General features: G+C 37.1%; 12 protein-coding genes. All 12 read left to right on the top strand.

Going from position 1 to position 11,237, the window contains the following annotated elements:
- Window positions 1-19 precede the first annotated feature (19 nt).
- The 12 genes from mutL (at window position 20) to fusA (ending at window position 11,049) form a co-directional block, all read left to right on the top strand.
- Window positions 20-1,810: a DNA mismatch repair endonuclease MutL gene (mutL, locus tag CF67_RS01890; protein ID WP_034413692.1), complete on the top strand. Its 1,791-nt coding sequence runs from the start codon at window positions 20-22 to the stop codon at window positions 1,808-1,810.
- On the top strand, window positions 1,800-2,732 hold the full coding sequence (gene miaA, locus CF67_RS01895; protein ID WP_034413695.1) for a tRNA (adenosine(37)-N6)-dimethylallyltransferase MiaA: 933 nt from the start codon (window positions 1,800-1,802) through the stop codon (window positions 2,730-2,732). Before mutL ends, miaA begins: the two co-directional genes overlap by 11 nt.
- Window positions 2,733-2,923: 191 nt before the next feature.
- Window positions 2,924-3,187 carry an RNA chaperone Hfq gene (hfq, locus tag CF67_RS01900; RefSeq protein ID WP_034413667.1) on the top strand — a complete coding sequence of 88 codons (264 nt, stop codon included), beginning with the start codon at window positions 2,924-2,926 and terminating at the stop codon, window positions 3,185-3,187.
- A 204-nt stretch (window positions 3,188-3,391) separates the two neighbouring features.
- Window positions 3,392-4,543 carry an FtsH protease activity modulator HflK gene (gene hflK / locus CF67_RS01905; RefSeq protein ID WP_034413669.1) on the top strand — a complete coding sequence of 384 codons (1,152 nt, stop codon included), beginning with the start codon at window positions 3,392-3,394 and terminating at the stop codon, window positions 4,541-4,543.
- A 1-nt stretch (window position 4,544) separates the two neighbouring features.
- Window positions 4,545-5,522, top strand: a complete 978-nt coding sequence (hflC, locus tag CF67_RS01910) for a protease modulator HflC (RefSeq protein WP_034413671.1) — start codon at window positions 4,545-4,547, stop codon at window positions 5,520-5,522.
- Window positions 5,523-5,864: 342 nt separating this feature from the next.
- Window positions 5,865-6,626, top strand: coding sequence for an FKBP-type peptidyl-prolyl cis-trans isomerase (fkpA, locus tag CF67_RS01915; protein WP_034413674.1), 762 nt, complete (start codon window positions 5,865-5,867; stop codon window positions 6,624-6,626).
- Window positions 6,627-6,686: 60 nt separating this feature from the next.
- Window positions 6,687-7,079 carry a sulfurtransferase complex subunit TusD gene (tusD, locus tag CF67_RS01920; protein WP_420887587.1) on the top strand — a complete coding sequence of 131 codons (393 nt, stop codon included), beginning with the start codon at window positions 6,687-6,689 and terminating at the stop codon, window positions 7,077-7,079.
- Window positions 7,076-7,432 carry a sulfurtransferase complex subunit TusC gene (gene tusC / locus CF67_RS01925; RefSeq protein ID WP_034413675.1) on the top strand — a complete coding sequence of 119 codons (357 nt, stop codon included), beginning with the start codon at window positions 7,076-7,078 and terminating at the stop codon, window positions 7,430-7,432. The genes tusD and tusC overlap by 4 nt, the downstream gene beginning before the upstream one ends.
- A gap of 9 nt (window positions 7,433-7,441) precedes the next feature.
- Window positions 7,442-7,720: a sulfurtransferase complex subunit TusB gene (gene tusB, locus CF67_RS01930; RefSeq protein WP_034413677.1), complete on the top strand. Its 279-nt coding sequence runs from the start codon at window positions 7,442-7,444 to the stop codon at window positions 7,718-7,720.
- Between the two features lie 167 nt (window positions 7,721-7,887).
- Window positions 7,888-8,262: a 30S ribosomal protein S12 gene (rpsL, locus tag CF67_RS01935; RefSeq protein ID WP_034413679.1), complete on the top strand. Its 375-nt coding sequence runs from the start codon at window positions 7,888-7,890 to the stop codon at window positions 8,260-8,262.
- 94 nt (window positions 8,263-8,356) lie between these two features.
- Window positions 8,357-8,827 (top strand): 30S ribosomal protein S7, encoded by a 471-nt coding sequence (rpsG, locus tag CF67_RS01940; RefSeq protein ID WP_034413681.1) that lies wholly within the window; start codon window positions 8,357-8,359, stop codon window positions 8,825-8,827.
- Window positions 8,828-8,946: 119 nt separating this feature from the next.
- Complete coding sequence (gene fusA / locus CF67_RS01945; protein WP_034413683.1) at window positions 8,947-11,049, top strand: elongation factor G; 2,103 nt, start codon at window positions 8,947-8,949, stop codon at window positions 11,047-11,049.
- The last annotated feature ends 188 nt before the right edge of the window (window positions 11,050-11,237 follow it).

The following is an 11,237-nucleotide window of genomic DNA, read 5'->3' on the forward strand; positions in this document are numbered from 1 at the left end:
AATAAATTAATGTGTAACCATGAAAATAAATGTTCTTCCTGTTCAAGTAATTAACCAAATTTCAGCCGGTGAGATAGTTGAACGTCCTGCTTCGGTAGTAAAAGAGTTGATTGAGAATAGTTTAGATTCTGGCGCAACTTGTATTGATGTGGATGTTGAAAATGGCGGATTAAAATTAATTCGTATTCGAGACAATGGTGAAGGAATTTCCAAAGATGAGCTAGCATTAGCTTTAAAACGTCATGCTACTTCAAAGATACATACGCTAGATGATTTGGAAACTCTTATTAGTTTAGGTTTTCGCGGGGAGGCACTTGCAAGTATTAGTTCTGTTAGTCGTTTAACCTTAATTTCTCGTCCTAAGGATCAAAGACAAGCATGGTCTACATATAATGAAGGTAGGGAAAGACGGGAGATTCTTATTCCTGCCGCTCATCCCATTGGTACTTCAGTTGAAGTGTTGAATTTATTTTTTAATACACCAGCTAGACGTAAGTTTCTTCGTACGGAGAAAACAGAATTTACTCATATAGATGAATTGCTTAAACGTATTGCGTTAAGTTGTTTTCATGTAACAATCAATATGCGCCATAATGGTAAAATAATTCGTCAATACCGTGCAGCGAAAAATGAGATACAAACAGAAAAACGTATCATTGCAGTTTGTGGCAAGGCTTTTGCCCTTAGTATGATCAAGATAGAATTGAAACATCAGGGTTTGAGGGTTCATGGTTGGATTTCAACTCCAGAAGGAGCCCGTCAGAAAAGTGATTTGCAATATTGTTACGTCAATGGAAGAACTATAAGAGATAGGCTGATTAATCATGCGATTAAGCAAAGCTACAAGTCAACTCTCCGGGCAGATCAATTTGTCACTTATGTATTATTTATCGAAATTGATCCGAATAAAGTGGATGTAAATGTTCATCCAGCTAAACAGGAAGTTCGTTTCAATCAAGCCCGTTTAGTCCATGATTTTGTTTATCAAGCTTTAAGTGATGCTTTAGCAAAGAGATCCTATGTTGGTAAGCATCATATTCCTAATTCCGTATTCTACAACACTATCAAGGAACATGTGATTGATGTTGGCACTAAATCTAGTAAAATATCAGAATTTAATAACTCTACTAGTGAGACTATTGCAAATAAGAAAGAAATCAACAGTTATAAAGGATTATTGGATACAGTGTATTCAAAATCTATAGGAGATGAATTTTTTCGAACAAAAACGTTGGGTCAAGCCATAGCCGTCACGCAGAAAAAATACTTAGTAATGGGGTCAGAGGAGGGAATCGTGCTTGTTTCCTTGACTAAAGCCGAACAACTTCGTTTACAGGTTCAGCTTGATACAAAACAAAATGCATTGAAAGCACAACCGCTTTTAGTGCCATTGTTACTTGAACTTACAGAAGAATTAATTGAATCCTCAATCAATTATTTTAGATTATTTGAATTGTTTGGCTTGAAATTTAAAATTAAAGGTCCTTCAACCTTAATGGTCATGGAAATTCCACAACCTTTAAAAAAGCAAAACTTGAGGAAGTTTGTACCAGACTTGCTATCCTACGTCAATTTCAGCCAAGATTCCAACCTGAAAAATGCACAGGAGTTAGCAGATTGGATCATGAATTATGTTACTCAAATAAAAGTCGAGTACACCCTGCCAGAAGCAGTTCGCCTTATGTTAGAATTAGAACAACTTCTCCATGGTAATCTTCCTCTAGATAATGAAGAGTTTGTCAAGGTTGTTGATTTTTCGAGTACTATTGCTACTCTATCATCCAAAAATACAAGCTACTATGAACGATAAGCTACCTTTAGTATTATTTTTGATGGGACCTACTTCATCGGGTAAAACAAATCTTGCCATCAGATTGCATAAATTTTTTTCGGTAAAAATCATCAGTGTTGACTCTGCATTAATTTACAAAGGTATGGACATTGGTACAGGAAAACCAAATCAAGAAGAACTTGCGTTGGCACCACATAAATTAATTGATATTCTTGATCCCAGTGAAGTCTATTCTGCCTCTGATTTTTATCATGATGCTTTGAGTGCGATGAATGAAATTATTATAGAGAAGAAAATTCCTTTGCTTGTTGGTGGAAGCATGTTTTATTACAAGGTATTACTAGAAGGATTATCAGTGCTTCCTTCAAATAATTCTGAAATTCGTCAACAAATTTTGCAAGATGCGTCGACTTTAGGTTGGTGTGAACTATATAGACAATTAAGAGATATTGATCCTATTTCCGCAGAAAGAATTCATCGTAACGACGTGCAAAGGTTGTCAAGAGCATTGGAAGTCTATCGAATTTCGGGTAAAACTTTAACAGAACTTACTCAAAAAAGAGGCAAAGGTTTACCATTTCGAGTTAAACAATTTGCAATAGCTCCTAAGAAAAGGACTGATCTTCATCGTCGAATTGAATTACGGTTTAGAAAGATGATCAGAGATGGTTTTGAAGATGAAGTGAGGGTACTGTATTCTCGAAAAGATCTTCATCGAGATTTGCCATCAATTCGCTGTGTAGGCTATCGGCAAATGTGGGAATATTTAGATGGTAATTGCAATTTTGATGAGGCAGTGTTTTATGGAATTTGTGCAACTCGTAGGCTTGCTAGGAAGCAGATCTCTTGGTTACGTGGATGGAATGATTTAACTTGGTTAGATAGTGAAAACATCGAAGAAGCGCTGGAAACTGTATTAAACGCCATAGAATTAAATTGAATTAACTGTACTATAATGCATACAGTTTTACTTGTGTGTGTTTTTTTATTTGGAGTAGACATTTTTAGTGTCTTTAATAATTACAAACAGTAGCGGGAATTATTAATTTAGCTTTGGATTGTAGAAGAAAGTATGCAATTTTTTACTAAATCAATAGCTAAATAATTACAACAAGAAGTAAGGGGAATAAAATGGCTAAAGCGCAATCTCTGCAGGATCCATTCTTAAATGCACTTCGACGCGAACGTATTCCTGTGTCTATATACCTGGTTAATGGTATCAAGCTTCAAGGTCAGATTGAGTCGTTCGATCAATTTGTAATTTTGCTTAAGAATACTGTAAATCAAATGGTTTATAAGCATGCAGTTTCCACTGTAGTGCCTACTCGTGCGATGAATCATCATAATGGTGAGCGTTTTCAGTCTATTTCTTTGCAAGAAAAATCTGAAAATTAATTTTTTCAATGATATATATTCGCTTTTAGCCAAACCGGAGTCAGTAGGCTGAGTGATAAGCTGTTTTCTCTAGAGAATTTAAAAGTTTTAGGTATTAAATTGTATTTGATATGTTAATCTCTAATCTAGTTATTAATGAAGCAAGTACTTAAATCAGAGATAAAAATTGGTTTATGCAACTTATTAGAACGATGGAGTTTTTTGATGGCGTGGAATGAGCCTAATAACAATAATAATGATCCTTGGATAAAAGGAAGACGTAGTAGCCACAATCAAGGTCCGCCGGATTTAGATGAGGTATTTAATAAGCTAAGTCAAAAACTAGGTGGAAAATTTGGTGGAAAAGGTCCATCCATTGGAAGTAGTGGTTTGTTTGGCTTGGGTGTAATAATTGTCGCTATTTTAGCTATTTGGTTTTTTTCTGGTTTTTATACCGTCGGTGAAGCCGAGCGAGGTGTTGTATTGCGTTTAGGAAAGTATGATCGGATAGTTGATCCAGGTCTAAATTGGCATCCTCGTTTTATAGACACATATGAAGCGGTCAATGTTCAGTCTATTCGTTCACTACGAGCATCCGGTTTAATGCTAACCAAAGATGAGAATGTAGTAACTGTCGGAATGGATATCCAGTACCGTGTTTCAGAACCATATAAATACTTATATCGGGTATCTAATGCGGATGATAGTTTACGTCAAGCAACGGACTCAGCGCTTCGTGCTGTTATTGGTGATTCCTTAATGGATGGGATTTTAACTAGCGGCCGACAACAAATTCGTCAAAGTACACAAGAGACATTGAATCAAATTATTGATAATTATGATATGGGTTTAGTGATTGTTGATGTAAACTTCCAATCGGCTCGTCCTCCAGAGCAAGTTAAGGATGCGTTTGATGATGCGATTGCCGCTCGAGAAGATGAAGAGCGTTTTGAGCGTGAAGCAGAAGCATATCGCAATGATATTTTACCCAAAGCAACTGGTCGTGCAGAGCGTTTAAAAAAGGAGGCTCTTGGTTATTCAGAACGAGTTATAAATGAAGCTTTCGGTCAAGTAGCACAGTTTGAAAAATTGTTGCCTGAGTATCAAATGGCTCCTGAGGTAACACGAGATCGTTTATATTTAGATACAATGGAAGAAGTTTATTCTAGTACATCTAAGGTACTTATTGACTCTGAATCAAGTGGAAATCTACTATATTTACCGGTTGATAAATTATTAGGATCAGGCGACGAGGTGAAAACACAGCGGAAGAATAGATCATCTTCAGCCTACGATCAAATTGAACTAGAATCAAAGGATGATGTAGAGTCAGATTTACAATCTAGTTCAGTGGGTTCACGTAAGGGAAGATATTAAGATGCGTAGATTAATGATCTCTATATTAGTAGTTTTTGGTGTTCTATTGCTTACGTCACTTTTTGTTATTCAAGAGGGTGAGCGTGGTATGGTTATCCGTTTTGGTCGCGTTTTAGACAATGATGGTATATCACGCATTTATAATCCTGGATTGCATTTCAAAATGCCAATGTTTGATCGTGTAAAAGTTTTAGATGCCCGTATCCAAACAATGGATGGTCGTTCTGATCGCTTTGTAACATCAGAAAAAAAAGATGTAATTATCGATACTTATGTGAAATGGCGCATTGCTGATTTTGGACGTTTCTATCTAACAACGGGTGGTGGTAATGTTTTAACGGCTGAAGCTCTTTTAGAACGTAAGGTGACAGATGTGTTACGTTCTGAAATTGGTGCACGTGAGATTAAACAGATTGTATCTGGTCCACGGAATAACAATGTGTTACTAGAGAGTGCCGATAACGAAGAATTTGCTACTGAAGCAGTGAAAGAAGCATTAGAGATTGACGGTGAGCGTGATAAAATTATGGAGAATGTTCTAAATGGAACTCGTGATAGCGCAATGAAAGATTTAGGTGTTGAAATTGTTGATTTTCGTATGAAGAAAATTAATTTGCCTGAAAATATTAGTGACTCTATCTATAAGCGTATGAGAGCTGAACGTGAATCTGTAGCCCGAAAACATCGTTCCCAAGGTCGTGAAAAAGCGGAAGTTATTCGTGCTCAAGCAGAACTTGAAGTAGCCACTGTTCTGGCAGAAGCCGATAAAACTGCTCGTGTTACTCGTGGTCAAGCGGATGCTAAGGCGGCAAGAATTTATTATCAGGCGTATGATAAAGATCCGGAGTTTTTTAGTTTTATTCGTTCTTTAAAAGCCTATGAAAAATCGTTCAGCGATAGACGTGATATCTTAGTATTGGATCCAAAAAGTGATTTTTTTAAATATATGAATAATGCAGAAGGAATTGCTAAAGAGTGATAGTTTTGGTAAGGGTTCTTTTTCGGAAGCATGTTAAATAATGGATATTCGGATTTAATAGTGAATGGTAAAAAAGCTTAGTTCTTCTAGTTTTTCATTTTTTTGTACAATGCTCAAAGCAAAAACTAGGTGGTTTTTTTTTGAGTAAGTTAAGTGTAAATCGAGCATTTTTGATTACAGTTTCTTAGTACCATTGCCTCGAGATTCCAAAGTTGAGTTTGATAGCATGTTAAAGAATGATAAAAGTGCTTGAAATTGTATTCATCATAGCGTTCAACGTTAATTTATTTAAAGTATGCTAGTCGTTAAGTGATGTCTTTGTCCTAAAATTGGAGAGTAATAATGAAATCAATGTTTAAAGTATCGTTACTTACGGCAACAGTAGCGTGTGCAATTGGCTGTCTAGAAGAGAAAATGGAACCCGAAGTATCTTCTGCAGAAGAGGTATATTTAAAAACAGAGGATGACAGAGTAGCTTACGCGATTGGTGTGTCATTCGCTGATTATCTTAGAATGAGCATTGAGAAACCGGCTGAACTTGGTATAAACTTAAATAAAGATATTGTTTTTGAGGGTGTTAAGGATGTTTTTTCTGGTGTTCCTAAGATTGACGAGGAAGAAACGCAAGCTGCGCTAGAGCAGTTAGATAAGCGTGTAGCTGAAGCAATCCGAGTACATGAAGAGGAAAAAGCAGCTGAGATAAAGAAAGCTGGTGATGCTTTTCGCACTAAGTTTGAAGAGGAAGATAGTGTGATCAAAACTAAGACAGGTTTACTGTATCAAGTAATAAGAGAAGCGGAAGGTGAACGACCTAAAAATACTGATACTGTTCAAGTACATTATAAAGGCACTCTAATCGATGGTACTCAATTTGATAGTTCGTACGATCGTGGCGAACCAGCTACTTTAAAATTAAACCGCGTTATCCCAGGTTGGACTGAAGGTATTCAACTTATGCCGATAGGATCTAAATTTAAGTTTGTTATTCCACCAGAGTTGGCTTATGGATCACAAGATACACCGGCTATCCCTGCAAACTCGACTCTGGTATTTGAAGTAGAGTTATTAAAAGTTGTTGGTGGTACTGAAATAGTCGACAGATGATAGTAGGTATTATTTTAAAAAAATTTCAGTTTTTTAGTTGAAATTTGGAGAGAGTTGGCTTTGCATCTGACATATACGTTGTTGGTAAATAGTCCGCCATATGGTTCTCAATCATCACGCAGTGCTTACTTGTTTGCAAAGGCTTTGATTAGAAAAAGGTATATTTTACGTGATGTGTTCTTTTATCAAGATGGCGTATTGAATGGTTCTTCGTTGACGTTCCCTGCTAATGACGAATTTGATGTTGTTTCTGCATGGCAAACGTTATCTGTAAAACACGGCGTAAAACTTAGAATTTGTGTAGCCGCAGCTTTACGAAGAGGGGTAGTGAGTGCGCATGAAGCTAGACGAAAGCGTCAGTCTGAAGGTAACCTCGCTGAACATTTCGATCAAACAGGATTGGGCAGTTTGTCTGAGGCGATGTTAACACAAGATAGAATTATTCAATTTTGAAAAAGTTAGGTTTTCTGTTTTGTTCCTCGCCACATGCTGTTTCATCCGGTAGGGAAGGGTTGGACGCCTTGCTTGCCGTTTCAGCATTTTGTGAAGAGATGTACGTATTTTTTGTTGGTGATGCAGTATCTCAACTTGTTGAAGGGCAGCAACCTAAGAAGATATTAAGCCGAAACTATATTAACACTTTTAAGCTTATGGAAGTATGTGATATTGAAAACGTCTATTTATGTGCAGAAAGCCTCATTCAATTTGGTTTGCAAGATAGTCGGTTAATTGTTGATGCTAAGATTAAGTCATCGAATGAAATTGCAGATTTAATGCATTGCTGTAGTCAAATTATAACTTTCTAGCTAATTATTATGCTTCATATTGTAAAATCATTAAACAAACTGGATCTCGCTCTTCAGTACAGATTGAATGGAGATGATATCTTGTTAGTTGAATCGGCTACTTATGCCGGTAATCCTAAATATTACCGGCATGCTTTACTAAAAAGGGTCTTAGATAATGTTTTTTTACTAGAAGAGGATGTAATTGCGCGGGGGATTCTAAATTTAATTTCTGATCATATTAGTTTGATTAGTTTTGATGATTTTGTCGAATTGACTGCTAAACACGCTCAATCAATTAGTTGGTAGTGCTTAAAGGTTGTCTATCAAATCTTTTCTTTTTAAAAAAAGGTGTATTTCTTGACACATGATTGATTTCTGAATAGAATTTTTTTTCCCGTTGTTGTATGCAACTCAACTAGGGCATAGTTTTCTTACATAGCTTATATGTTTAAAGTAATTCAGGAGCTAAGTCAATGGCAACCATTAACCAATTGGTACGTAAGTCTCGCAAAAAGCAGATTATCAAGAGTAGTGTACCTGCTTTAGAGGCGTGTCCACAAAAACGTGGTGTTTGTACTCGTGTGTATACTACTACACCCAAAAAACCTAATTCAGCTCTTCGTAAAGTTTGTCGTGTTCGCTTAACGAATGGTTTTGAAGTGACTTCATATATTGGTGGTGAGGGTCACAATCTTCAAGAACACTCGGTCGTTTTGATTCGTGGCGGTCGTGTGAAGGATCTTCCTGGTGTGCGTTATCACACTATTCGTGGCGCACTTGATTGCGCTGGTGTCAATGACCGTAAACAAGGTCGTTCCAAATACGGCATGAAACGTCCAAAATCTTAATAAATTTGGTTAAGTAACGTCAAATACTGTTAAATTTTTTTCGAAAAAAATTAAAGAATTTTCGATAACTTCAAGAAAACAATGGAGAATATTTATGCCACGTCGTCGTGTTGTTGCTCAGCGTAGGGTCCTCCCAGATCCTAAATTCAAATCTGAATTGCTGGCGAAATTCGTTAACATTCTTATGGTTAACGGAAAGAAGTCTATTGCAGAAAAAATTGTTTATAGCGCACTGGATTCTATAGCTGAAAAATCAGGCAAAGATCATTTAGTTGTGTTTGAAGAAGTTCTCGAAAACGTCCGACCTTTAGTGGAGGTAAAGTCTCGTCGCGTAGGTGGTTCAACCTATCAGGTTCCTGTAGAAGTGCGTCCAGTTCGACGTAATGCGTTAGCTATGCGTTGGGTAGTTGGAGCTGCACGTAAGCGCGCTGAAAAGTCTATGTCTAAGCGATTGGCTGCTGAGATGATAGATGCATCTGAAAATAAAGGTACTGCAGTCAAAAAACGTGAAGAAGTTCACCGTATGGCTGACGCAAATAAAGCATTTGCTCATTATCGTTGGTAATTTTATTTTGCGCTAAGAAGGAAATTTTCAGAACATTGGAAAAAATCAGATTTCTTCGGTTTTCGTTAAATTCCGCTTTGTGGTGTTTTTAGACCTAAAATAAAAAGGATGCAAAATCTGTGGTTCGTAAAACTTCTATTGAGCTTTATCGGAATATTGGTATCTGTGCCCATGTAGATGCAGGCAAAACTACTACTACCGAACGTATTCTTTTTTATACAGGTCTTTCTCACAAGATTGGTGAAGTTCATGATGGTGCAGCTATTATGGACTGGATGGAACAAGAACAAGAGCGTGGTATTACAATCACGTCCGCTGCTACCACAACTTTTTGGTCTGGTATGGCGGCACAGTTTCAGCCTCACCGTATCAATATTATTGATACTCCTGGACATGTTGATTTTACTATCGAAGTTGAAAGATCATTACGTGTGCTTGATGGTGTAGTCGTTATGTTTTGTGGAACATCTGGGGTACAACCTCAGTCTGAAACCGTTTGGCATCAAGCTGACAAATATAATGTACCACGTATAGTTTTTATTAACAAAATGGATCGAACAGGCGCAGATTTTTTAGGTGTTGTCAAACAGATTAGAGATCGTTTTAGTGTGAATTTAGTGCCTATTCAGCTAAATGTTGGCGAAGAAAATAAATTCAATGGTGTCATTGACTTAGTCAAAATGAAAGTAATTAGTTGGAGCGAAGCTGACAAAGGTATGACCTTCACTTATAGAGATATTCCAACTGACATGCAATTATTAGCCCGAAAGTGGCACAATAACTTAGTTGAAGCAGCTGCTGAGGCTAATGATGAGTTAATGGAGAAGTATCTTAATGAGGATGAGTTTACTGAATCTGAAATAAAGCAGGGTTTGCGTATACGTACACTGAATAATGAAATTGTTTTAGCAACTTGTGGTAGTGCATTTAAAAATAAAGGTGTACAGTCGGTGCTAGATGCTGTTATTGAATATCTTCCTTCTCCAGCAGATATAATACCTGCAGTAAGGGGCATCGATGATATGGGGAATGAGGTAGAGCGTTTTGCAAGGGATGATGAACCATTTTCGGCTTTGGTATTTAAAATTGCGACGGATCCTTTTGTAGGTACGTTAGCGTTTATACGTGTCTACTCCGGCATTGTTAGTTCAGGTGATTGTATTTACAACTCGGTTAAACAGAAGTTGAGTCGTTTTGGTAGAATTGTTCAGATGCACTCAAATAAACGTCAGGAAGTTAAAGAGATTTATTCCGGTGACATTGCTGCTATTATCGGTCTTAAGAATGTAGTTACAGGTGATACATTGTGTGATCAGAAACATAGAGTACTTTTAGAGCGAATAGATTTTCCTGAACCTGTTATTCAAATTGCTATAGAAGCTCATTCTCAACCTGATCAGGAAAAAATGGGTATCGCTTTAAATAAATTGGCAAAGGAAGATCCGTCGTTTCGTGTTGAAATCAATAATGAAATAGGACAGGTTTTGATCTCTGGAATGGGGGAGCTTCATTTAGATATTATCATTGATCGTATGAGACGCGAATTTAATGTGGAATGCAATGTAGGTAGACCGCAAGTTGCGTATCGCGAGGCTATTCGCGGACAAGCAAAAGCAGAGGGGAAATTTATACGTCAGCCCGCTGCTGGTCGTGGTCAATACGGTCATGTGTGGCTAAAGATTGAGCCGGGAGAGTTTGGTGCAGGATTTGTTTTTGTAAATGAAATTACATCTGATGTGATTCCTATCGAGTATATTAGCTCAATAGCGAAAGGAATCGAAGAGCAAATGAGTAGTGGTATACTAGCTGGATATCCTATGCTGGATGTAAAGGTGACATTGTTTGATGGCTCATATCATGATGTTGATTCAAGTGCTGTCGCGTTTCAGATTGCTGCTTCAATGGCGTTCAGAAAAGGTGTCTTAGATGCACAACCTGTAATTCTCGAACCTGTGATGAAAGTTGAAGTTACTACTCCGGAAAGTTGGATAGGCGATGTTGTCAGTGATCTTAATTGTCGTCGAGGTATTGTTGAAGAAACGCTTGATGGAAGGGCTTCCCTAAAGGTTATTCGAGCACAAGTCCCTTTATCTGTGATGTTTGGATATGCAACTAAATTACGATCTGTGACACAAGGACGGGGTTCTTACTCTATGAAATTTAGTAAGTATGTTGAAGTTCCAAAAAATATTGCCAATAAGATTGTTACTGAACGTAGTTGACTATATTATTGGTCATAGTGAAGTATTGCATCAATGTTTATTGAAGAATAGAATAGTGATCTCTCGTACATGTTAGTTTGAGATGATAACTAGGAAGGAATGTAATTGTGTCTAAAGAAAAATTTGAACGTGTAAAACCACATATAAATGTTGGTACTATAGGTCATGTTGACCATGGTAAGACCACT

The sequence above is a fragment of the Candidatus Photodesmus blepharonis genome (assembly GCF_000731795.2).
GTDB classification, from domain to species: Bacteria; Pseudomonadota; Gammaproteobacteria; order Enterobacterales; family Vibrionaceae; genus Vibrio; species Vibrio blepharonis.

What these genes read in the sequence shown, in the direction of transcription:
- rpsL (WP_034413679.1), top strand. Translation starts at nt 7,888, where the DNA reads ATGGCAACCATTAACCAATTGGTACGTAAGTCTCGCAAAAAGCAGATT.
- hflK (WP_034413669.1), top strand. Translation starts at nt 3,392, where the DNA reads ATGGCGTGGAATGAGCCTAATAACAATAATAATGATCCTTGGATAAAA.
- tusB (WP_034413677.1), top strand. Translation starts at nt 7,442, where the DNA reads ATGCTTCATATTGTAAAATCATTAAACAAACTGGATCTCGCTCTTCAG.
- mutL (WP_034413692.1), top strand. Translation starts at nt 20, where the DNA reads ATGAAAATAAATGTTCTTCCTGTTCAAGTAATTAACCAAATTTCAGCC.
- hfq (WP_034413667.1), top strand. Translation starts at nt 2,924, where the DNA reads ATGGCTAAAGCGCAATCTCTGCAGGATCCATTCTTAAATGCACTTCGA.
- rpsG (WP_034413681.1), top strand. Translation starts at nt 8,357, where the DNA reads ATGCCACGTCGTCGTGTTGTTGCTCAGCGTAGGGTCCTCCCAGATCCT.
- fkpA (WP_034413674.1), top strand. Translation starts at nt 5,865, where the DNA reads ATGAAATCAATGTTTAAAGTATCGTTACTTACGGCAACAGTAGCGTGT.
- hflC (WP_034413671.1), top strand. Translation starts at nt 4,545, where the DNA reads ATGCGTAGATTAATGATCTCTATATTAGTAGTTTTTGGTGTTCTATTG.
- miaA (WP_034413695.1), top strand. Translation starts at nt 1,800, where the DNA reads ATGAACGATAAGCTACCTTTAGTATTATTTTTGATGGGACCTACTTCA.